Raw genomic sequence first — 22,703 nt, 5'->3', positions numbered from 1 at the left:
TGCGATAGTTTCCGTCATTGCGAGCGAAGCGAAGCAATCCATCCTACCGCGAAAAGAAAGAACGGATTGCTTCGCTTCGCTCGCAATGACGCTGATAGGTCCGAACTACGCCGCCTTCCTGTTTTCCGCGAGATTGGCCAACTGCCGCAAAATCTCCGTCGTGCCCAGCAGCCGCTCTTCCGGAGTCTTCCATTCCTGGAAGAACACCACCTTCATGTCCGGCCGCACTTTTGCGGCCTGGCCGTGCTGGCGGATGAAGAACACCAGGCGATCCGGCTGCGCGAATTTGTTGTCGCGGAAGGTGACGACCGCGCCCTTCGGCCCGGCATCGACCTTCTCGACATTGGCCCTCCGGCAATAAGCCTTGATCGCGGCGACCTTGAACAGATAACGGACCTCGTCCGGCAATACGCCAAAGCGGTCGCGCATTTCGGCGGCGAAATTCTCGATCTCCTCGTCGGTGTCGAGATCGGCAAGGCGCCGATACAGCGACAGCCGCACCGCGAGATCGTTGACGTATTCCTTGGGGATCAGCACCGGCATGCCGATGGTGATCTGCGGCGACCAGCGGTCGGCGGCCGGCTCCACCACGCCGGCCTTGAGGTTGAGGATCGCCTCCTCCAGCATCGATTGATAGAGCTCGAAGCCGACTTCCTTGATGTGGCCCGACTGCTCCTCGCCCAACAAATTGCCGGCGCCGCGGATATCGAGGTCGTGCGAGGCCAGCTGGAAGCCTGCGCCCAGCGTTTCAAGCGACTGCAGCACTTTTAGCCTCCGCTCGGCCTGGGCGGTGATCTTCAGCTGCGCCGGCAGCGTAAACAGCGCATAGGCGCGCAGCTTCGAGCGACCCACCCGCCCGCGCAGCTGGTAAAGCTGCGCCAGCCCGAACATGTCGGCGCGGTGCACGATCAGCGTATTCGCAGTCGGGATATCGAGGCCGGATTCGATGATCGTGGTCGAGAGCAGGATGTCGTATTTGCCGTCATAGAACGCCGACATGATGTCTTCGATCACGGTCGGCGGCATCTGGCCATGCGCGACCGCGACCTTCATCTCCGGCACGTTCTTGTCGAGGAAATCCTTCACGCCGGCGAGATCCTCGATCCGTGGCACCACGTAAAACGCCTGCCCGCCGCGATAGCGCTCGCGCAGCAACGCCTCGCGGATCATCAAAGGATCGTGCGGCGCCACGAAGGTGCGGACCGCGAGGCGGTCGACCGGCGGCGAAGCGATGATCGAGAGATCGCGCACGCCGGTGAGCGCGAGCTGCAACGTGCGCGGGATCGGCGTGGCGCTCAGCGTCAGCACGTGGACCTGCGCGCGCAACTGCTTCAGCCGTTCCTTGTGGCTGACGCCAAAATGCTGCTCCTCGTCGACGATCAGCAGGCCGAGATCCCTGAACTTGATCGCCTTGCCGAGCAGCGCATGGGTGCCGACCACGATATCGACATTGCCATCGGTCAAGCCCTTCTTGACCTGTGTCAGTTCCTTGGCCGGGATTAGGCGAGAGGCCTGCGCTACATTGACGGGAAAGCCGCGGAAACGCTCGGCGAAATTCTTACTGTGCTGCCGCGCCAGCAGCGTGGTCGGCACCACGACGGCGACCTGCTTGCCGTCGAGCGCGACCGCGAATGCCGCGCGCAGCGCCACTTCGGTCTTGCCGAACCCGACGTCACCGCAGATCAGGCGGTCCATCGGCCGGCCGCTTTCGAGGTCCTTCAGCGTGGAGGTGATGGCGCCAAGCTGGTCCTCGGTCTCTTCATAGGGGAAGCGTGCGCAGAACTCGTCATAGACATGCGCCTGCACCGGCATTTTCGGCGCTTCATGCAGATGACGCTCGGCGGCGATCTTGATCAGTTCGCCGGCGATCTCGCGGATCCGGTTCTTCAGCTTGGCCTTGCGCGCCTGCCAGCCGCTGCCGCCTAGCCTGTCCAGTTCGACATTGGCGTGGTCGGAGCCGTAGCGCGACAGCAGTTCGATGTTCTCGACCGGCAGGAACAATTTTGTCTCGGCGGCATAATGCAGCTCGAGGCAATCGTGCGGCGCGCCGGAGACTTCCAGCGTCTGCAGGCCGATGAAGCGGCCGATGCCGTGCTCGACGTGAACCACGAGATCGCCGGCGGCAAGGCTCGTGACTTCCGAGATGAAGTTATCGAGCTTGCGGCTCGCCTTGCGCGGTCGCACCAGGCGGTCGCCAAGAATGTCCTGCTCGCTGATGATTGCGACGTCGTCGGTCTCGAAACCGCTTTCCATGCCGACCACCGCCAGCATGGCCTCGTTGCGCGGCGTCGCCTGCACCGTGCGCCAGGTGTTGACGCTGGTGAGGTTGTTAAGCTTGTGATCCCGCAGCATGCTGCCCATGCGGTCGCGCGAGCCCTCGCTCCACAGCGCGATCACCACCTTCTTTCGCTGCGCCTGCAATGCCCCGACATGGGCGACGACGGATTCGAACACGTTGACCGAGCTGTCCGCACGCTCGGGCGTGAAATTCCGTCCCTGCCGCGCACCGGCATCGAACACATCAGCGGCCCCGTCCGGCACCGCGAACGGCGTCAGCCGCGCCAGGGCGGATTCGCCGAGCCGCTCCGTCCATTCGTCTTCGGTCAGATAGAGGCGGTCGGGCGGCAATGGCTTGTAGATGGCGCCGCCGCCGGGATGCTCCAGCGCCTCGCGTCGGGCCTCGTAGTAATCCGTGATCTGCTTGAAGCGCTCGCGCGCGGCGTCCTCGCTCTGCGGCTCGATCGCGACCACCGCGCCGTCGAGATAATCGAACAGCGTGTCCATCCGCTCCTGGAACAGCGGCAACCAGTGTTCCATGCCGGGATGGCGGCGGCCTTCGCTGACGGCTTCGTACAGCAGATCGTCGCGCACCGGCGCGCCGAAGGTCGCGACATAGCCCATGCGGAAGCGGCGGATGGTCTCGGTGACCAATTGGAATTCCGAGATCGGCACCAGATCGAGCGCGCGCATGTCGAGCAATGTGCGCTGGGTCTCGGCGTCGAAGGTGCGGATCGATTCCAGCGAGTCGCCGAAGAAATCGAACCGTACGGGCTGATCGAGCCCGGCCGGAAACAGATCGAGGATGCCGCCACGCACCGCATATTCGCCGGGCTCGCGCACCGTGGAAGAGCGGTTGTAGCCATTGTGCTCCAGCCAGGCGACGATGGAATCCATCGGCACGACATGGCCGGGCGCGACCGACAGCGCCTGCGCCGCCACGGTTTCGCGCGCGGGCACGCGCTGCACGATGGCGTTCACCGTGGTCAGCACGATCAGCGGCTTGTCGCTGCCGGCAAGGCGCGACAGCCGCGCCAGCGTGGTCAGGCGCTGCGCCAGGATGCCACCATGCGGCGACACCCGGTCGTAGGGCTGGCAATCCCAGGCGGGGAACTGCATCACCGGCAAATCGGGGGCGAAGAATTCCAGCGCCCGCGCCAATTGCTGCATCCGCGGGCCGTCGCGGCACACCACGGCCAGACTGACCGCCGGTGGCTTCGGCCTGGCGGCGACCGCGCGCGCGAGGTCCGAGACGACGAGGCCTTCGGCGCCCTCGGCGACATTGGCGAAGGTCAGCGCGCGGCCGGGGGCCAGCAACGCGGCGGGCGATTTAACGGGAGACTTCATGCGTCGTGGTCCACGGCGCGGAACGCCTTGATGCGGTCGAACAATGCGCTGCCATGTTGCGGATCGAGCGGCTTGTCGCCCGTAAGCGCGGCATAGAGATCGGGATCGGGAACCTCGATCAGGCCCTCGAGCTCGGCCAATTCGCGCTCGGACAGGCCCGCGATCTCCGCATCGGCAAACCGCCCGAGGATCAGGTCCATCTCGCGGGTGCCGCGATGCCAGCAGCGAAACAACAGCCGCTTGCGGCGGTCATCAAGGCCGCCGCTCGATCGTGTCGATCCCGTCATTTTCTCTAATCCATCCGAACGCCAAAAGCCCGGACGTGCCGGGCGGGGTTGATATAGCGATGGAGATGGCCGATGTCAGCCCTTCATATTCGCTGATTAGCCAACCGGTTCGTCATGGCCGGGCGTAGCCGTCCGAAGGACGGCGTCGCTTCCGCTCGCCTATGACCCGGCCATCCACGGCTTGGCCACAAAAAAAGACGTGGATGCCCGGCACAAGGCCGGGCATGACGGTGAGGAACGCGCTTAGGTACCCGTGATGCGCCCTGCTCTGCTCAATCCGCTGTTTGCACCGGTCACGACCCTTCCCGGCGTCGGGCCGAAGCAGGACAAACTGCTGCGCTATCTGCTCGGCCGCGATGAAGCGCCGCGGCTGGTCGATCTGCTGCTGCATCTGCCGGCGAGCGTAATCGACCGCCGGGCGCGGCCAAAAATCCGCGACGCGGCTGTGGGAACGATGGTGACGCTGGAGGTCACGGTCGATCGCCACCGGCCGCCCCCGCCGCGCAATGCCCGCGCGCCGCATCTGGTCTATGCCAGCGACGAGACCGGCGATGTGGTGCTGACCTATTTCCGCGCCAAACCCGGTTATGTCGACAAGCTGCTGCCGGTCGGCGCCAGGCGCTACGTCTCCGGCACGCTGCAAATGTATGACGGCATCCCGCAGATCGTGCATCCCGACCGCGTCGTCGACGAGGAAGGCTTTGCCAAGCTCACGGGCATCGATCCCGTCTATCCCCTGACCGAAGGCTTGGCACTCGGCTCGCTGCGCCGCGCGATCGCGCAGGCGCTGCAAAAACTGCCGGAGCTGCCGGAGTGGATCAGCCCGGACGTGATCCGCCGCTGCAAATTTCCGCCGATCAAGGTAGCGCTGAATCGCGTCCATGTGCCGGTTGAACTGACGGACATCCTGCCCGACGGCGCGTTCTGGTCGCGCCTTGCCTTCGATGAATTGCTGGCCGGCCAACTGGCGCTGGCGCTGATCCGCGCGCAGTTGCGGCGTCCGGCCGGCGACCGCCATGCCGGCGACGGCCATCTGCGCCGAAAAATCATCGATGCGTTGCCGTATGCGTTGACCGGTTCGCAGCGCGAGGCGGTGGCCGCCATCACCGAGGATCTGCGCCAGCCGGTGCGGATGTTACGCCTGCTGCAGGGCGATGTGGGATCGGGCAAGACTGTGGTGGCGCTGCTGGCCGCCGCCGCCGTAACCGAGGCCGGCAAACAGGCCGCCCTGATGGCGCCGACGGAAATTCTGGCGCGCCAGCACATCAAGACCATCACGCCGCTGGCCGAGCGCGCGGGCTTGCGGGTTGCGATCCTCACCGGCCGCGAAAAGGGCAAGGAGCGCAAGGAGATTTTGGCGCGTCTGGAAGCCGGCGAGATCGATTTGCTGGTCGGAACCCACGCGCTGATCCAGGACGACGTGATTTTCAAAGCGCTCGCACTGGCGGTCGTCGACGAGCAGCATCGTTTTGGCGTTCGCGAGCGGCTGGCGCTGACCTCCAAGGGCGAAGCCGTCGATGTGCTGGTGCTGAGCGCAACCCCGATCCCGCGCACCCTGGTGCTGACCTATTTCGGCGACATGGACGTCTCCGAATTGCGCGAGAAGCCGGCGGGCCGGCAAGCGATCGATACCCGCACGATCCCTGCCAGCCGCATCGACGAGGTGATCGACGGCGTCGGCCGCGCGCTGAAGGCCGGCAAGCTGGTCTACTGGATCTGTCCGCTGGTGGAAGAATCCGAAGCCGAAGGCACCGAACATCTCACCAACGCCACCGAGCGGTTCGAGTCGCTGCAGAAGCGGTTCGGCGACCAGGTCGGCCTCGTCCATGGCCAGATGAAGGGCACCGAGAAGGACCGCGTGATGGCGCAGTTCGCCGCGCACGAGATCGGCTTGCTGGTCGCAACCACCGTGGTCGAGGTCGGCGTCGACGTGCCCGCCGCGACCATCATGGTGATCGAGAACGCCGAGCGCTTCGGGCTCGCACAATTGCATCAATTGCGCGGTCGGATCGGCCGCGGCTCGGAGGCCTCGACCTGCCTGCTGCTCTACAAGGAGCCGCTCGGCGAAATGTCCACCGCGCGGCTGAAAGTGATCCGGGAAACCACCGATGGATTTCGGATCGCCGAGGAGGATCTGAAACTGCGCGGCGAAGGCGACGTGCTCGGTATCAGGCAAAGCGGCCTGCCCGGCTACCGCATCGCGCGCTCCGAGGTCCATGGCCAGTTCATCACCCAGGCGCGCGACGAAGCGCTGCGCATCATGAAGGACAATCCGAAGCTGAAGGGCGAGCAAGGCGACGCGCTGCGGTGCCTGCTCTATCTGTACGAGCGCGACGAGGCGATACCGCTGATTGGAGCGGGGTAATGCTTCCGTCATTGCGAGGAGCCAACGGGTCGCGCGAACGCGCGCCCGATGACAGGCTCCGCGACGAAGCAATCCATTCTTTCTTTCCGCTGTGGGATGGATTGCTTCGCTGCGCTCGCAATGACGGCGTAACCTGACGACGGCCGGAGGAAAACGCGAATGAAACAACCGTGCGTCTACATCATCGCAAGCAAGCGTCACGGGACGCTCTACACGGGCGTTACATCAAATTTGCCGCGGCGCGCCTTCGAGCACCGCGAGGGGCTGGTGAAGGGCTTTTCGGCCAAATATGGCTGCAAGATATTGGTCTGGTATGAGCTGCACGAGACCATGATCGAAGCGATCACGCAGGAAAAACAGATCAAGGCCGGAAGTCGAGCGAAGAAACTGACCTTGATCGAAGAGCTGAACCCGGAATGGAAGGACCTCTACGAGACGCTGATTTGAGCCTGTGCCCCCTCATCCGTCATTGCGAGCGAAGCGAAGCAATCCATCGTGCAGCGCAAAGAAAGAGTGGATTGCTTCGTCGCTGCGCTCCTCGCAATGACGTGGAGGGAGACGTGCGCCTCTTACTCCACGCGACGCTGATTTGAGTCCTCGGTCCCTCCCCGTCATTGCGAGCGAAGCGAAGCAATCCATCTCTCCACACCAAGAAAAGAATGGATTGCTTCGTCGCGGAGCCTGTCATCGGGCGCGCGTTCGCGCGACCCGTTGGCTCCTCGCAATGACGTGGAGGGAGACGTGCGCCTCTTACTCCAGGCGACGCTGATTTGAGTCCGCCCCCCTCATCCGTCATTGCGAGCGCAGCGAAGCAATCCATCGCGCAACACTAAGAAAGAGTGGATTGCTTCGTCGCTGCGCTCCTCGCAATGACGTGGAGGGAGACGTGCGCCTCTTACTCCACGCGACGCTGATTTGAGTCCGCCCCCCCTCATCCGTCATTGCGAGCGAAGCGAAGCAATCCATCGCGCCACACAAGAAAGAATGGATTGCTTCGTCGCTGCGCTCCTCGCAATGACGCGGAGGAACACGTGCATCGCAATGACGAGGAGGAAAGACGAAGACCCTACTCCGCCTCCACCTTCGCCGGCTGCAGCGTGGCTGCGTTCGCCACCCGCGCGGCGTTTGCGGTTGCGGCCAGGGCTGCGATCTTCTTCTGCGGATCGGAGCCGGGCTGCACCACGCCTGCGGACATGATCAGGGTCGCGGCGTCTTCGGCGCTCATGTCGATCTCGACGATCTTGCTCTTCGGCACATAGAAGAAGAAGCCCGTGGTCGGGTTCGGCGCACAGGGCAGGAACACCGAGATGTGCTCCTCCTGCCCGGGGAGACTGTTGGCGATCTCGACGCTCGGCGCTTGCGAAATCAAGACGATCGACCACATCCCCGGCGAGGGAAATTCGACCAGCCCGACGCGGCGGAAGCTGGATCCGTTGCCGGAGAACAGCGTTTCGAACACCTGCTTCAGCCCGCGATAGATCGCGCGCACCGCCGGGATGCGGCCGAGCAGCCGTTCGCCGAGATCGACCAGCGTCCGCCCGATCAAATTGGCGGTGAGGAAACCCAATAGCGTCAGCGCGATCACGGCGACGATCAGCCCGGAACCTGGCAGCCCGAATGGCAGATAGGTTTCCGGCCGGTAGGCGATCGGCACGAACGGCCGCACCAAGCCGTCGACCCAGGTCACGAACCACCAGGTCAGGTAAAAGGTGATGGCGATCGGACCGGCGACGACCAGCCCGGTCAGGAAATAGTTGCGGAAACGGGCCATCAGCCCGCGCGGGGCGTCCGGATGTGACTCGCTCGGGGGTACAGTCGGCGGCAATTCTTGGCGGTTCATTAGGGTTCCAGGTCGGTCGAGACGGCCGGCTAACTCCCAGCTAAGCCATCCTAGCAGGTTTTTGAAGACCTGAGGTGACGCGGGCGCGCGCTTTGCGACTATTCGACCGTGACCGACTTCGCCAGATTTCGCGGCTGGTCGACGTCGGTGCCCATCACCACGGCGGTATGATAGGCCAGCAATTGTACCGGAATGGCATAGACCATCGGCGTAAAGGTCGCGGCCATGTCGGGCAGCACGATCGTCACCAGCGATTCGATCGTGGCTTCCGCCGCCCCCTTGGCGTCCGTCATCAGGATGATACCGCCGCCACGGGCCGCAACTTCCTGCATGTTGGAAACCGTCTTCTCGAACACCCGGTCGTAGGGCGCGATCACCACCACCGGCATGTTCTCGTCGATCAGCGCGATCGGCCCGTGCTTGAGTTCGCCGGCGGCGTAGCCCTCGGCGTGGATGTAGGAGATTTCCTTCAGCTTCAGCGCGCCTTCCAGCGCCAGCGGATAGCTGGTGCCGCGGCCGAGATAGAGCACGTCTTTCGATTTCGCGATCTCGCGCGCCAGTTTTTCGATCTGCGGCTCGATCGTCAGGGCTTCCGCCATCAGCCGCGGAATTTCAACGAGGCCATGGACCAGCTTGGTCTCGTCCTCATCCGACAATTCGCCCCTCGCCTTGCCCGCGGCAACCGCAAGCGCCGCCAGCACCATCAACTGGCAGGTGAACGCCTTGGTCGAGGCAACGCCGATTTCCGGACCCGCCAGCGTCTGCAGCACGGTCTCGCTCTCGCGCGCAATCGTCGAGGTCGCCACGTTCACGACCGAGAGCGTATGCACGCCCTGCGATTTGGCGTAGCGCAACGCCGCCAGCGTGTCGGCGGTCTCGCCGGATTGCGAAATGAAGATCGCGAGATCGCCCTTGCGCAGCGGCGCCTCGCGGTAGCGGAATTCCGAGGCGACATCGAGCTCGACCGGCACGCGGGCCAGCCGCTCGAACCAGTATTTGGCGACGTAGCCTGCATAGCTCGCGGTACCGCAGGCGGTGATCGAGATCCGCTGGATATCCTTGAAGTCGAACGGCAGCTTGACCGGCAGCATCACGCGGTCGGTCGCCATATCGACGTAGCGGGCAAGGGTATGGCCGACCACTTCCGGCTGCTCGTGGATTTCCTTGGCCATGAAGTGGCGGTAATTCGCCTTATCGACCAGCGACGTCGACGCGCTGTGCTTGATCGCGTCGCGGTGAACGATTGCGTTGTCCTTGTCGTAGATGGTGGCGCCTTTGCGCGTCAGCACGACCCAATCGCCGTCCTCGAGATAGCTGATGGTGTCGGTGAACGGCCCGAGCGCAATGGCGTCGGATCCCAGATACATTTCGCCGTCGCCGTAACCAATCGCGAGCGGCGGGCCATTGCGGGCGCCGATCATCAGGTCGTCCTGGCCGGCGAAAATGAAGCCGAGCGCGAACGCGCCGCGAAGTTCCGACAGCGCCGCCTTCACCGCTTCGACGGGATTGATACCCTGGCTGAGATAACTGTCGACGAGATGCAGGACGATTTCGGTATCGGTCTCGGTCTCGAACACCGCACCTTTCTTCTGAAGCGCTTCGCGCAATTCGCGAAAGTTCTCGATGATGCCGTTATGGACCACGGCGACCCGATCGGTGGCGTGCGGATGCGCGTTGTTCTCGGTCGGCCGGCCGTGGGTGGCCCAGCGGGTATGTCCGATGCCGGTGTGACCGGCGAGCGGTTCGGCCTGCAGCCGCTTTTCGAGATTCTTGAGTTTGCCTTCGGCGCGGCGGCGCGCGAGGTGGTCGCCTTCCAGCGTGGCGACGCCTGCGGAATCGTAGCCGCGATATTCAAGGCGTTTAAGCGAATCCACCAACTGCTCCGCGACCGGAGCGCGTCCGAGAATGCCGACAATGCCGCACATGCGGTTTGATATCCCCAAATCGTCGAAAATTTGCCCAACCAGCGCCACGTTCCCTTAACGGGAAACGGCGGTGTCTACCTACTCAATAATTATTGCGGATTGAGACAGTATTAAGCGGAAAGCTTAACAGGTATCTCGCGATAATGCCTGGCGATTGGTCCATGGGTTACCGAAGCGAGCAGCGACCCAGCGCGACGTGAGGTGACCACGCATTGCCGTGCGCCAAACAACGATTTTGCCGAGCGATTCCAACGTGATTTGGCCTGTCCAGTCCCGTGCGCAAAAATATTTCGCTTAACACGTCGGGCAAATCAGTGGTTTCTCTCCGCCCGTCTCACCCGAACGAGGGGCGGCTCGCGATCGTCACGAAACGCGCGGTGGGATGCGGTGGACGCGGATGTGCCTTTGACGAACGGCGCTGATGCGGACGGCGAAGTCGTGTGGTCCTGGCGCCCGACGCTGGCGCCAAGTCGCAGAGCAAAGCTTCTGCGGGCGATGGTGGCAAAAGAGCCCGGCTCACCAAGGAGAGCGCGAAGTAAGCCGTAAAACCATTGCGCAGGGAAGGCCGGATGTTCTCCGCTGAACCTGTATGCTCGTGTGCGTGTTCTTGTGCACATATTGCACGCGAGACCGCGGGTGCAGCGCGCACCCGGCTTTCCCTGCGCCCTCTGTTCTCGAAGAGGGGCAACAGTTGCGCAAAGCTCGGGCATGTCGTGCTGCGAGACCGTGAACGCATGTGTAGAATACCGTCATTGCGAGCCACCGGGTCGCGCGAATGCGCGCCCGATGACAGGCTCCGCGAAGCAATCCATCTCGCCACGCAAAGAAAGAACGGATTGCTTCGTCGCTATCGCTCCTCGCAATGACGCTGTTCCATCGCACGGCTACGCCGTCAACTCTCTTTCGGCTTCTTGCCCCGCATCTTCATCTCGCGGTAGCGCTTGGCGCCGCCTTCGCGGTTGTTCTGCGGGCTGCGCTCGACGGCCATCGCATCGTCGGGCACGTCCTTGGTGATCACCGAGCCCGACCCGATATAGGCGCCGTTGCCGATTTTCACCGGCGCCACCAGCGAGGAGTTGGTGCCGACGAAGGCGCCCTCGCCGATGATGGTCCTGTGCTTGGAGAAACCGTCATAGTTGCAGGTGATGGTGCCGGCGCCGAGATTGGAGTTGGCGCCGACATGGGCGTCGCCGACGTAGGAGAGGTGATTGACCTTGACGCCGGCTTCGAGCGTCGCGGCTTTGGTCTCGACGAAATTGCCGATGCGCGAACCTTCGCCGAGCGATGTGCCCGGCCGCAACCGCGCATAGGGGCCGACGGAGGCCTTTTTGCCGATCGAGGCCTGCACGATGTGCGAGAAGGAATGGATCACCGCACCGTCGCCGATGCTGACGCCGGGGCCGATCACCACGAAAGGCTCGATCGTAACGTCGCTGCCGAATGTGGTGTCGGCAGCGAGATAGACGGTATCCGGCGCAATCAGCGTCACGCCGGCATCGAGTGCGGCCTTGCGCAACCGCGCCTGCATCACCGCTTCGGCTTCGGCGAGCTGGGCTTTTGTGTTGATGCCGCGCACTTCATCCTCGCTGGTTTCAATCACCACCGCCTCCCATCCAAAATCCCTGACGATGCCGACGGCATCGGGCAGATAATATTCGCTCTTGCTGTTGGCGTTGCCGATCTTGTCGATGATCTCAAGCGCCTTGCTTCCGTCAAACGCCATGACGCCGGCATTGCACAGCGTCACCTTGCGTTCCTCGGGCGTCGCGTCGGCATGCTCGCGGATCGCCACCAGATGGTCGCCTTCGGCCAGCAGCCGGCCGTAGCCGGTCGGGTCGGCGGCGCGAAAGCCGAGCACGGCAAGTGCGGCGCCATTTTTCAGGGGCGCGCGCAGCCGCGCAAAAGTTTCGGCCGAAATCAGCGGCGTATCGCCGAACACGACCAGCAGATCGTCGGCGCCGCGGGCGATGGCCTCGCGGGCCGCCAGCACCGCATGCGCGGTGCCGAGGCGCTCGCGCTGGACGAAGGTCAGGGCATCCGGGCGCACCCGCGCCACCTCGTCGGCGACCGCCTTGTGGTCCGGCCCGATCACGACCGCGAGTGCTGCGCCTGCCCCGTGAGGCGCCGCATCCAGCACATGCGAAAGCAGCGACTGGCCGGCCACGGGATGCAGGACCTTCGGCAGCGCGGAGCGCATCCGTGTGCCCTCACCGGCCGCGAGCACCACCGTCAGGCTGGATCGATCGGTCATTCACATCCCTTGTTCAAAGCGCTTGTTCAGGGCCCTTGCTCAAAGCCCTTGCTCAAAGCCCTTGGGCGTCAGGCCATTGGCGTCCGGCGCCGTCTTTAATTGTTTTCCCCGGGAGATGAAACCGATTCGCGGCCCCGTGGACGCCCGGATTCAAGTGCGGGGCGCAATTCCTGTTAATGTTTGTTCCGTGATTCGGCAGGCCTCGAGGAGGGCCAGAGACGTTTTGGCCAAAGACCCCGACAATCTGGCGCGCAGCTTCGACACCGAAAACACCGGCGGCTTGCTGAGCGGTTTTTTGGCCGAGGAAGACGAACTCGATCGCCACGCGCTGTGGCGGATCGGATCGTGGGGCGTCGGCGCGGTGGGCGCTGTGATCATTGCCGTGCTGGCCAACCAGTCCTCGCTCGGGTGGCGGCGCGAGCAGATCGCGGCCGTCGACCTGACGCGGCAGGCGCAGCAAATCCAGTTGGTCGCCAAGGAAAGCCAGAACGAGACGCGGCGGCTGGCCTCCGCAATCGATACGCTCAGCGGCGACCGCGACCGGCTGTATTCGCGCGTCACCTCGCTGGAACAGGGCCTGGACTCCGTGACCGGCGCGATCGCGCGGCAGGGTCCGGCTCCGACTTCGCAGGCGGCCCCTGCAACCTCCTCCACCCTGGCCGAGCCGCCAACGGCAGCGCCAAGCCCGGTGCCTGCCCCAGCGGTGGCGCCGGTCGCATCAACCCAGCCCGCCGCTGCACCAGCCGACAAGCCCTCCACTGTCGAAAAGCCGCTGGCCGTGGCCGACACGGGCGGGGCGATGGTTTCATCGGTTGCCAAGGACCCGCCGAAGAAGACTGACACCGCCAAGTCCGATCCTGCCAAGTCCGATCCTGCCAAGTCCGATCTTGCAAAGTCCGATCTTGCAAAGTCCGATCCTGCCAAGATCGCTCCGGTGAAGATCGAAGCAGCCAAGACCGACACGCCGAAGGCCGACAGCGCCAATACGGAAGCCGCCAAGACCGATACCGCAAAGACCGATCCCGCAAAGCCTCCGGCGGCGACGCCGTCGACGCCGCTGGTGGCGTCGAAATCGATCATGGCGCCGCCCGACCCCTCGGCCACAAAACTGATCGAACCCATGCAACCGCCGAGCGTGGTGACGGCAGCGCCGATTTCGGAGGTGGTCGCTTCGGCGCCGCCGGCCGACGACGCCGAGCCGGACGAGGCCACAGCTCCGAAGGTCGCGCTTCATCGCACCGAGTTCGGCGTCGATCTCGGCAGCGCCAATTCGCTCGCCGGCCTGCGCGCGCTGTGGCGCGGGCTTTTGAAATCGAGATCCAATGCGCCGCTGGCCGCCTTGCGCCCGATCATCGTGATCAAGGAAGGCACCAACGGCCTCGGGATGCAGCTCCGGCTGGTGGCCGGGCCGCTGAACGACGCCGGCGCGGCGGCCAGGATCTGCGCGGTTCTGAGCGAAAACAACCGCAGCTGCGAGACCGCGATCTTCGACGGACAGCGGCTCTCCGTGAACGGCGACGATCCGGCGCCGGTTTCGACCACCAAGCCCGCGCCACGCCGCCGTGGCAGCGGCAAGCATGCCGCCGCGGTTGTCGAGGAGCCGCCGAAAAAGCCGGAACCGGCCGCCACATCGACGATCTCGTCATGGTTCGGTAAAAGGGGACAATAATATTTGGCTGCAAGGCATTACGGTCGAATTCTCACCTGTTTTCACGCGTCTGATGTGAGCTTCGGCTTGTCCTGCCCGCTATTCCCGACCATATTCGCCGATCATTGGTTGGACGCATTTTCGTGCGGCTAACCGGAACCCACTCCGGGAAAATGCGCACGTGAAGAAAACTCCGTTCCGGCTGACGCCCTACCAGGTCCAGTTTCTGTTGATCGTCGGCTTCGTCACCGTCGGCTATGCGCTGTATCTGCGCTATCTTGCGGTCGAGTACTCGCCCGTCGCGCTGGCATGCGACGCTGGCCTGCAATCCCTGCTGTGCAAGGCGCGGGTGCTGGCGACCTATCTGTTCAAGAATTCGGTGTTCGGCATTGTCGCGCTGGTCATTGCGACGCTGCACGTGATGCGGCCCTCGATTGTGCTGTTGACCGGCGGCTTGATCGCCGCAGGGCTCGGGATCGTGCTCTACAATATCGCACTGTCGGGAATTGCGATCGGCCTGCTTATTTTGGGCTTTGCGCGGCCCGCGCCCGCCACAGCGTAAGCGCCAGCAGCAGGTAGATTGCGCAGGTCCACATCGACTGCCAGTTGGCGGTGCCCTCGTTGATACCGGTGTACAGCGCGGTCACGACCAGCAATCCGGCAAAGGCGGATTCCGCGATCGGCCGCACCCCCGCCTGGGGGCGGTTGAGCAGCATCAGGCCCGCGAACGGCACCACCGCCATCGTCAGCGCGGCGAACGGGAAATCGCGGTAGCGCGGATCGAAGGTGAAGCCGAGCGCGGTTTCGGCTGCGATCAGCGTGGTGACGGCGAGCGCGATCGCCAGCAACGCCGTCGGGAAAGATCCGCCCCTGAACTCTCGCGGGCCGAGCAGTTCCAAAAATGTCGGCAGCGATCGGCCCGACATCGCTGCATGGGTACAGAGCAAGGGCGAGGCGATCGCCGCTGCCAGCAACGCCCCCCATTGCAGCCAGCCGCCGACGCCGTAGCTCTCGTAGAACATCTTGTCGGCGGCGATCCCGAACAGGATCCCACCCGTCGTCGCCCATAGGCCGACCGCGATCCAGGACGTCGGCCGCGGCGTCCATGGCCGCCGCCGCAGTGCCAGCCATGCCGCCAGGAACACGGCCACGCTGAGCGCCATGCCGCCGCCCATCTGCCATTTCCATAATGGATAATTGCTGATGACCTGGCCTGGCGGATATTTCACCACCCGCTTGGCGGCATCGAACAGGCCCCAATAGCCGCCGACGGTGCCCTCGAGCTGGCGCTTCCAGGGCTGGTCATAGGCCTCGATCAGGTTGACGCGAAAGCCTTCGCGCTTGGCCAGATCCAGGATATCGGAGACGATACGCGCCTGATTGGTCCGCGACGGCAGCGCGCCCTCGCGCATCCGCCCGGCACTCGGCCAGCCGGTCTCGCCGATCAGGATTTCCTTGCCCGGAAACGCCACCGCCATCCGCTTGCGGATCTCATCGACATGGGACGCCGCGAATTTCGCCTTGACCGGAATGTCCTCCCAGTAAGGCAGGATGTGAATGGTGACGAAATCGACCGCGTCATAGATTTCGCGGTTCTTCAGCCAGAATTCCCAGACATCAGCATAGGTGACGGGAATGGTCACCTGCGCCTTGACCGAGCGGATATTGGCCGCGAGGTCGGCGGTGGTCATCTCGCCGCGCAGCAGCACCTCGTTGCCGACCACCAACGCCGTAATGACCTGCGGATATTGCTTGGTCAGGCCCACCGCGATCGAAATCTGCACCAGATTCTTCAGCCGGTCGCTGCCGAGCCAGATGCCCTGGATGACCTTCAGCCCGACCTTTGCGGCGAGACCGGGAACCTGGTCGAGGCCGTTCTCGATCGAATAGGTGCGCACACAATCGGTGATCTTGGCGAGGTCCGCCAGATCCCGTTCGATCTGCTCGGGCCCGATATGCGTGGTCGGCTGCAGCGGCGTCTGCGCGCCGCGAAACGGCGCATAGGACACGCATTGCAACTTGGCATCGGGATCGATTGGCGCGCGCACGAGCGTGATCGGCGTGGCGAGCCACCACCACACGGCTGCGATCGCACATAAGGATGTCAGGAGAAGCGCCAGCGGCGTACGAAGAGAAATCGGTTCCATCCTCCGGGCGGGGCCCGTCGATTAGCCGGTCGCCGCGCATCTGCCAAGAGCGCGATAGGTGCAATACCGGCTTTGTCCAGCGGCCATTTTACCACGCCGCGATAAAGTTGTGACTTTGCTGGACAAAATCCGAAATAACCGTCATGGGAATTGCTTAAGTCTCCGCCGCATTGGGGACCCATTTGGACGGCATCAAGCCAAGCCACGGACCGTCCAAAGTTGTCTCTCGGGGCAGGAAACATATCGGGGAACGTATGCGTCGACGGGTGCTTGATCCAAGAGTTGCGGTTTTGCGCCATGTTGCCGTTGCAGGCCTCGCGCTCCTGATCGGATCCGGCAGCGTTTTTGCCCAGAGCGGCACCCCTGCCCCCGATCAATCCGGCAAACCCCCGGCCACCAATGCCGCCGACGCCACCAAGGACAACCAGCGCAAGACCGACGAATTCGTCGAGGCCGCCCAGGTCATCAATGGCCCGGCCGGCAACCCGGAATGCGTCTGGCTCGGCCGCCGGGTGGTGAGCCTGATGTGGCGGGACGATCTCGACACCGCTTTCCGGCACCTCGATCTCTACGACCGGTTCGGCTGCCCCGGCGGGCACGTCCAGGCGGCGTTCCGTTGCCTGACCCGTTTCGGCGGGCAGATCGATCCCAAGGTCGCGGAGACCCTGAGCAGCCGCGTCCATGCCTGCTGGGTCAATCCGGGTGCGCAACCCCAGGCGGCCGCAGCGGCAACGCCGGCCGCGGCGTCCGCGACCGCCGGCAATGCCGCGCCGGCGCCGGCCGCGACCCCCGCGCCGGCCGCCTCACCGGCCCCGCCGGCGAAGTAATCGCCGGGCTGTCGGAACGATCCGAATTTTTCGCCGTTTGAATCGCTCAGCGCCCTTAAAACGCCATGGCGGGATACCAGTTGTGAAATTGCGCGGCAGGATTATCCTGAAGTTGCCGCCGTGTCGGTCGAACCTAGGGGACGGGTTCGCTTTCCCCTCAAGTAGGCCCCGTATGGTTTAGTCGCCGATGCGCGCCGTCGTCGCCGTTCTGTTGTTTGTGACCGCGGCCCACGCTGCGCTGTGGGGTCTGTTTCAGGAAAAGCAGGCGGCACCGGATTTCCGTGGCATCCTGCCGAGCGCTTCCTACGCGCCGTTTGAACCTGGCCACACCGTCGCCGACAGCATCGCCGACTCTGAGAAGGTTCGCGCCGACCTGAAGAAGCTCTCCACCCTGACGCGAGCGGTTCGCCTCTACTCTTCGACCGAAGGCAACGAATTGGTGCCGCCGATTGCCGCGGAATTCGGCATGAAGGTCACGGTCGGCGCCTGGATCGACAAGGACGGCGATCGCAACAAGCGAGAGATCGAGGCCGCCATCAACCTCGCCAAGCGTAACAGCAATGTCATCGGCGTCGTCGTCGGCAACGAGACCATCTTCCGCGGCGAGCAGAAGGTCGAAGACCTGATCACGTTGATCAAGCGGGTCAAGCAATCGGTCAACGTTCCCGTCACGACGGGTGAAATCTGGAACATCTGGCGCGACAATCCGGAACTTGCCTCATCGGTCGAATTCATCGCCGCCCACGTGCTGCCCTATTGGGAAAATTTCACCGACAAGCAGGCGGTCGATCAGGCGGTCGAGCGCTACCAGTTGCTGCATGACACGTTTCCCGGCAAGCGCATCGTGATCGCCGAGTTCGGCTGGCCGAGCGCCGGCTATAATTTGCGGAATGCCGAACCCGGTTCGTTCGAGCAGGCCTCGGTGCTGCGCAACTTCGTCACCCGCGCCGAAGCGATCGGCATGGACTACAACATCGTCGAGGCGATCGATCAGCCCTGGAAGTTCTTCGAAGGCGGCGTCGGCCCCTATTGGGGCATTCTGGACGCCTCGCGCGAACCAAAGTTCGCCTGGACCGGGCCGATCGTGAACGAGAACTACTGGAAGCTCGCCGCCATTGCGCTGCTGGTCGGCCTGTTCATGTCGCTGCCGATCCTGCGGCTCGCCGAGCCGACAATGATGCAGGCGCTGGTTCTGTCGGCCGCGGCGAACGGCGTCGGCGCCTGGGTCGCCACCGTGTTCGCGTACTGGGCCGGGCATTATTTCGTGTTCGGCTCGGCGTTTGCGATGGTACTCGGCCTGATCCTTCTGGTGCCATTGGTGCTGATCGCGATGGCGCGGATCGAGGAAATAGCTGCGATCGCATTCGGGGGGGCGCCGCGCCGGCTGATCGTCAAGGGCGCGACGGTGGCGCCCGCCACCATGGGCGAGACCATCAGCTTCCCCAAGGTGTCGATCCACATCCCCGCTTATTTCGAGCCGGTGGAGATGCTGAAGCAGACCCTCGATGCGGTGTCGCGGCTGGATTATCCGAATTTCGAATGCGTTGTGATCATCAACAACACGCCCGACCCGGAATTCTGGCAGCCGATCCAGGACCACTGCCGCACGCTCGGCGAGCGCTTCAAGTTCATCAACGCCGAGAAGGTCAAGGGCTTCAAGGCCGGCGCCCTGAAGATCGCCATGGACCGTACCGCGGTCGATGCCGAGATCATCGGCATCATCGATGCCGACTACGTGGTGCAGCCGGACTGGCTGAAGGATCTGGTGCCGGTGTTCGCCGACCTCCGCGTCGGCCTGGTGCAGGCGCCGCAGGAGCATCGCGACGGCGACCGTTCGCTGATGCACTACATCATGAACGGCGAATATGCGGGGTTCTTCGACATCGGCATGGTCCAGCGCAACGAGGCCAACGCCATCATCGTCCACGGCACCATGTGCCTGATCCGCCGCGCGGCGATGGACATGGCCGGCGGCTGGGCCGGCGACACCATCTGCGAGGATACCGATCTTGGCCTCGCCATCATCGAGCACGGCTGGCTGACGCATTACACCAATGAACGCTACGGTCACGGGCTATTGCCGGACACCTATGAGGCCTTCAAGAAGCAGCGCCACCGCTGGGCCTATGGCGGCTTCCAGATCGTCAAAAAGCACTGGCGAAAATTCCTGCCCGGCGCCAGCCGGCTGACGCCGGATCAGCGCCGCGAATTCTCGCTGGGATGGCTGAACTGGCTCGGCGCCGAGAGCCTCGGCGTGGTGGTCGCGATCCTCAATCTGATCTGGGTGCCGATCGTCGTGTTTGCCGACATCGCCATCCCCGACAAGATTCTGACCCTGCCGATCATCGCCTCCTTCATCGTCTCGCTGGTGCATTTCCTGGCGCTGTATCGGCTGCGCGTGCATATCAAAGTCGGCCAGATGCTGGGCGCCATGATCGCGGCGATGTCGGTGCAATGGACGGTATCGCGCGCGGTCGCTCAAGGCCTGATCACCGAGCATCTGCCGTTCGCCCGCACCTCGAAGGGCGGGTTGTCGGTGATGTCGATCGAATTCCAGGCGTTCTGGGAAGCGGTCATCGGCGTGCTGCTTTTGGTCGGCGCCGCGGTGCTGATCGTGAACAACGACTCCACGCTGATCAAGACCACCGGTAATAAACAGGTGCGCGAAATCTATATTTTCGCGGCGGTCCTGCTGCTGGAAAGCCTGCCCTTCCTCTCGGCGGTGGCGATCGCGATCCTGGAGAACTCCCGGATTAACTCTTTCGCCTTCTGGCGCAACAGCGCGGTGCGGACCGCCGAACTGATCGGGCTCCGCCCGGTGACGATGCCGACGGTCGCCAGCCCCTCGCAGCCGGTGGCATCCGAGATTCACCGGGACAGCTGACCAAAACCGGCGGCAGCACGGTGGATGGATTGGGCCGGCCCAACTTGAAGAGGTTGGGCTAACCGTAAGCTGTGCAAGGGGAATTTGGGACCGGCGATTGGCCCATTTGCGGCGGTTTGCGCTATTGACCGCCAAGGCCCCGCCCCCTACACAGCGCGGGCCGAGCGTGATCCGGAAAAACCCTGCCCTGCACCTGGATAGCGAGGTGGACCGGTCTTCCGAAAAGTTCATGCTCAAGCAATAGAGTGAGCGCGTAGCTCAGGCGGTAGAGCACGTGACTTTTAATCATGGGGTCGAGGGTTCGAGTCCCTCCGCGCTCACCAAATAACCCCACAAAAACAGCATCTTATATGTAAAGTAATTTTTCAATACCTAAGCCTGACCTTTCGTGTAGCAGGCGTGTAGCAGCACCGACGACATGCAGCATCCACAGAAAATCACGCTCGGCGAAATGCGGGAATCCGGTCTCCGCCGGGTGCTGGTCTACTGCGCCGACTACCGTTGCTCGCATTCCGTCACGATCTGCGCCGAGGCCTGGCCGGACGATGTACGGCTGAGCGACCTCGAACCGCGCTTCACCTGCAAGGTCTGCGGCCATCGCGGCGGCGACGTCAGGCCCTGCTTTGACGACGCTCGGGTGCCCGGCCGGCAGATGCGTGATGCTGGCCGCATATCCATAACGGCAATTTTTGAAATGAAAGAGGCCGAGCTTCCAGGTCTGGTCAAAAAACGCCTTCTTCGGTCCGTAGAGGCGGAAGATGGGTTAACCAGCCTTTGCCGGGGATGGTGGCCAGCCAGTTCTTGCCTTCGCCGGGAGACTTCGGACCGAAGTAGACGTCGATGGTGCCGTCCGCGCTCTGCGCGGGCTTATTCGTTGGCGGGCTGCATAGATCGGCACCTCGTGCTGACGCGCGGGCGTTCAATACTTGAACACGCGGCGCAACGTTACTCTGACGCTAGAAGGGCCAATCGTCATCATCATCCATAGCGTCTGCTTTTTTCCGCAGGGCATCTACCGTCGCCTTGGGAAGATCGTGGAAGCTGACCCAAACGTCACTTTCCGGAGAGCAAGCGAAGTACACTCTGCCAATGCAGCCCCGCTCTTTCGCAAGCTCCGGGAACACACCATAGGGGTCTGCCATCTGTGCCCACCACCAGCATACCTCGGCGGTGTCGGGATCGATTTTTAGACCGGCCTCCTTGCGGATCGCGAGCCATTCTTCGGTCGTCATCTCTACTGCCTGTTCTTTGTTTTCAACCGTCGTCATGTGAGTGTCCTTTCAGGTTGGTTGGTCTGCTCTTGCCGTCAATAGAAGTGAAACATGGTGATCGCGGAGATCACGTTGCTGGCCGGTCTCCTCGCGCGCAATGCCGATCACCGCTCGATGCCGAGCGCGGTCAGCTCCTGGTGCTCGCGATGAACCTGGCGCCGCAGCTCGTGCGCATCGACGCCGGCGCGGATCAGCTCAACGGCGCGGGCGACGATGTCGGGCCGGAAGTTGTTGCCCGTCATGACGCGCCTTTCTCAGTTCAACTTGCCGCAATCGATCTCAGCAGGAGCCGGAGGCCCGGCAGTCCCTCCACATAAAGCCGCCGGACCACCTGTCTGATCTCGTCGGTCCGCTGCGTCATGGTGAGGTGCGCCGCCTCGACGGTGGCGACATAGGTCGCGCGCGCTGCGTCGAGCCTTGCTCTCGCTTCAGCACGGTCTGCCGCCGGTTTCGGATCGGGCACCTTCCTCGGCATCACCTGGGCGGCGCGATCCGCCTTCGCCTGCACGGCTTTCACGGCGGCGGCAGCCGATCCGTGTTCGCCGATAAGCCGCTGCTGATCGAGCGGCGGCACCGCCTTGGCGAACTCGGCTGCGGGCTTGACCTTTACGTCGCCGCCCTTAACGGCATCGACGAGGTCAGGAACGCCATGCTCTTTGACGTAGCGCGCGCGCTGCACGCTCGGACGGCTGACCTCTAAGAGCTTAGCCGCGTCGGTCTGGGTGGGTGCATCCGGGGATGCACCCGCTGCCTTGTTCTGACCATCGCGCAACGTCGCCAAGTTAGCCGCGATCATGGCCCGTTGGCTGGCGTCGAGATGTCGACGATGCAAGTTCGCCGATGCGACGAAGGCGTAGGGATCGGGCGTACGCTCTTCCCGAAAGCGCGGATTGATGCCCTTGAGCAGGCAGGCCCGATAGCGGTTGCGGCCGTCGAGTATCTGTCCTTTGTACAGGATGATTTCCTCGCGCTGGGCATTCTGCAGCATGTCCCCGCCAAGCGCCTCCAGCTCGGCATCGGTCATCATGGGAAAGAGGTTGGCGGCTGGGTGGAATTCGTACTCGCCCATCGCCGTCACTCCGCTGCTGCTGCTGCGGCGGCGGCAACGGCGCGTTCCTTGGCCCTTTCGAGCGCCACTTTGGCCAGCTCGCGCTCCATGCGTTCCCGGACACAGCGGACAATCTCGGCGGACAACGTCCCGCCGTGATATTTTGCGCGCTCCTCAAGCCAAAGCCGGACATCGGCCGGGACGGTGACCAGGATTCTCTTGCTGTCGACGGCTGCTTTCAATTGATGTGCCTCATTGATAGATGCAGTTTCGATCAAGTTGATCCTGATCGCGGGCGTCGTCAATGAACGCAAAGTTGCAGAAGTGCCTGCAGCACAGGGCTTTCCGTAAGTTCTTCTTACTGCGGGGACGACGATTGACCGTAATAGACGCCGTTTCTAAGAACCGGAAAAAACTTCGGGCCGGTTGTATTTCAGCCAAAAATAATGAAGGCGACCTCGAGCGTCAGAGTTCGCCGTGTGGTCTGGTCGGCTGTTGTCCTTTGGCCGAGCCGCCGATTTAGGTGTAAGGTGGATTTCTTCGTTCGAGGTTCAGTTCTCCTGAGGTGGCTCGAATGGTCGTGTGC

General features: G+C 63.4%; 18 protein-coding genes and 1 tRNA gene. 7 read left to right on the top strand and 12 right to left on the bottom strand.

The window, feature by feature from the left end:
* Positions 1-105 precede the first annotated feature (105 nt).
* Positions 106-3,624 (bottom strand): transcription-repair coupling factor, encoded by a 3,519-nt coding sequence (mfd, locus tag NL528_RS23060; RefSeq protein WP_309176750.1) that lies wholly within the window; start codon positions 3,622-3,624, stop codon positions 106-108.
* Positions 3,621-3,911 (bottom strand): succinate dehydrogenase assembly factor 2, encoded by a 291-nt coding sequence (locus tag NL528_RS23055; protein WP_309176749.1) that lies wholly within the window; start codon positions 3,909-3,911, stop codon positions 3,621-3,623. Before NL528_RS23055 ends, mfd begins: the two co-directional genes overlap by 4 nt.
* Before the next feature lie 256 nt (positions 3,912-4,167).
* On the opposite strand from NL528_RS23055, the gene recG reads away from it, so the two are divergent.
* Positions 4,168-6,276 carry an ATP-dependent DNA helicase RecG gene (gene recG, locus NL528_RS23050; RefSeq protein WP_309176748.1) on the top strand — a complete coding sequence of 703 codons (2,109 nt, stop codon included), beginning with the start codon at positions 4,168-4,170 and terminating at the stop codon, positions 6,274-6,276.
* Between the two features lie 159 nt (positions 6,277-6,435).
* Positions 6,436-6,723 carry a GIY-YIG nuclease family protein gene (locus NL528_RS23045; RefSeq protein WP_309176747.1) on the top strand — a complete coding sequence of 96 codons (288 nt, stop codon included), beginning with the start codon at positions 6,436-6,438 and terminating at the stop codon, positions 6,721-6,723.
* A 619-nt stretch (positions 6,724-7,342) separates the two neighbouring features.
* Here the strand turns inward: NL528_RS23045 and NL528_RS23040 are convergent.
* The 4 genes from NL528_RS23040 to NL528_RS47180 form a co-directional block, all read right to left on the bottom strand.
* A complete protein-coding gene (locus tag NL528_RS23040; RefSeq protein WP_309176746.1) occupies positions 7,343-8,116 on the bottom strand; it encodes a DUF502 domain-containing protein in 774 nt (257 codons plus the stop codon).
* 98 nt (positions 8,117-8,214) lie between these two features.
* Positions 8,215-10,041 carry a glutamine--fructose-6-phosphate transaminase (isomerizing) gene (glmS, locus tag NL528_RS23035; protein WP_309176745.1) on the bottom strand — a complete coding sequence of 609 codons (1,827 nt, stop codon included), beginning with the start codon at positions 10,039-10,041 and terminating at the stop codon, positions 8,215-8,217.
* An 892-nt stretch (positions 10,042-10,933) separates the two neighbouring features.
* Positions 10,934-12,292, bottom strand: a complete 1,359-nt coding sequence (gene glmU / locus NL528_RS23030) for a bifunctional UDP-N-acetylglucosamine diphosphorylase/glucosamine-1-phosphate N-acetyltransferase GlmU (RefSeq protein ID WP_309176744.1) — start codon at positions 12,290-12,292, stop codon at positions 10,934-10,936.
* Between the two features lie 150 nt (positions 12,293-12,442).
* Positions 12,443-13,372 carry a pentapeptide repeat-containing protein gene (locus NL528_RS47180; RefSeq protein WP_375143887.1) on the bottom strand — a complete coding sequence of 310 codons (930 nt, stop codon included), beginning with the start codon at positions 13,370-13,372 and terminating at the stop codon, positions 12,443-12,445.
* Here NL528_RS47180 and NL528_RS47175 point away from each other — a divergent pair.
* The gene (locus NL528_RS47175) at positions 13,371-13,961 is read left to right on the top strand and encodes a hypothetical protein (protein WP_375143886.1); all 591 of its coding nucleotides are present in this window, start codon (positions 13,371-13,373) and stop codon (positions 13,959-13,961) included. The two genes, NL528_RS47180 and NL528_RS47175, sit on opposite strands and share 2 nt — an antisense overlap.
* Before the next feature lie 160 nt (positions 13,962-14,121).
* A complete protein-coding gene (locus NL528_RS23020; protein ID WP_074276703.1) occupies positions 14,122-14,502 on the top strand; it encodes a hypothetical protein in 381 nt (126 codons plus the stop codon).
* Here the strand turns inward: NL528_RS23020 and NL528_RS23015 are convergent.
* Entirely contained in the window at positions 14,462-16,087 is a 1,626-nt protein-coding gene (locus tag NL528_RS23015) for a beta-(1-6) glucans synthase (RefSeq protein ID WP_309176742.1), read from the bottom strand. The genes NL528_RS23020 and NL528_RS23015 overlap by 41 nt on opposite strands.
* A 254-nt stretch (positions 16,088-16,341) precedes the next feature.
* Between NL528_RS23015 and NL528_RS23010 the strand changes: the two genes are divergently transcribed.
* The 3 genes from NL528_RS23010 (at position 16,342) to NL528_RS23000 (ending at position 20,121) form a co-directional block, all read left to right on the top strand.
* A complete protein-coding gene (locus NL528_RS23010) occupies positions 16,342-16,914 on the top strand; it encodes a beta-1-3, beta-1-6-glucan biosynthesis protein (RefSeq protein ID WP_309176740.1) in 573 nt (190 codons plus the stop codon).
* Between the two features lie 187 nt (positions 16,915-17,101).
* Positions 17,102-19,798 carry a glycosyltransferase gene (locus NL528_RS23005; RefSeq protein ID WP_309176739.1) on the top strand — a complete coding sequence of 899 codons (2,697 nt, stop codon included), beginning with the start codon at positions 17,102-17,104 and terminating at the stop codon, positions 19,796-19,798.
* Between the two features lie 247 nt (positions 19,799-20,045).
* Positions 20,046-20,121 (top strand) — tRNA-Lys (locus NL528_RS23000).
* A 399-nt stretch (positions 20,122-20,520) separates the two neighbouring features.
* Here NL528_RS23000 and NL528_RS47170 read toward each other — a convergent pair.
* The 5 genes from NL528_RS47170 to NL528_RS22980 all read right to left on the bottom strand — a co-directional run bounded on the left by NL528_RS47170 (position 20,521) and on the right by NL528_RS22980 (position 22,395).
* A complete protein-coding gene (locus tag NL528_RS47170; protein ID WP_375143885.1) occupies positions 20,521-20,721 on the bottom strand; it encodes a DUF1214 domain-containing protein in 201 nt (66 codons plus the stop codon).
* A 33-nt stretch (positions 20,722-20,754) separates the two neighbouring features.
* Positions 20,755-21,066 carry a hypothetical protein gene (locus NL528_RS22995; RefSeq protein WP_309176738.1) on the bottom strand — a complete coding sequence of 104 codons (312 nt, stop codon included), beginning with the start codon at positions 21,064-21,066 and terminating at the stop codon, positions 20,755-20,757.
* 107 nt (positions 21,067-21,173) lie between these two features.
* On the bottom strand, positions 21,174-21,311 hold the full coding sequence (locus NL528_RS22990; RefSeq protein WP_309176737.1) for a hypothetical protein: 138 nt from the start codon (positions 21,309-21,311) through the stop codon (positions 21,174-21,176).
* Between the two features lie 17 nt (positions 21,312-21,328).
* Entirely contained in the window at positions 21,329-22,138 is an 810-nt protein-coding gene (locus NL528_RS22985; protein ID WP_309176736.1) for a hypothetical protein, read from the bottom strand.
* A gap of 5 nt (positions 22,139-22,143) precedes the next feature.
* Entirely contained in the window at positions 22,144-22,395 is a 252-nt protein-coding gene (locus tag NL528_RS22980; RefSeq protein WP_309176735.1) for a hypothetical protein, read from the bottom strand.
* Positions 22,396-22,703: the final 308 nt, after the last annotated feature.

This window comes from Bradyrhizobium sp. Ash2021, from assembly GCF_031202265.1.
GTDB lineage: Bacteria > Pseudomonadota > Alphaproteobacteria > Rhizobiales > Xanthobacteraceae > Bradyrhizobium.
This window is presented reverse-complemented; position numbering and strand designations above follow the sequence as displayed.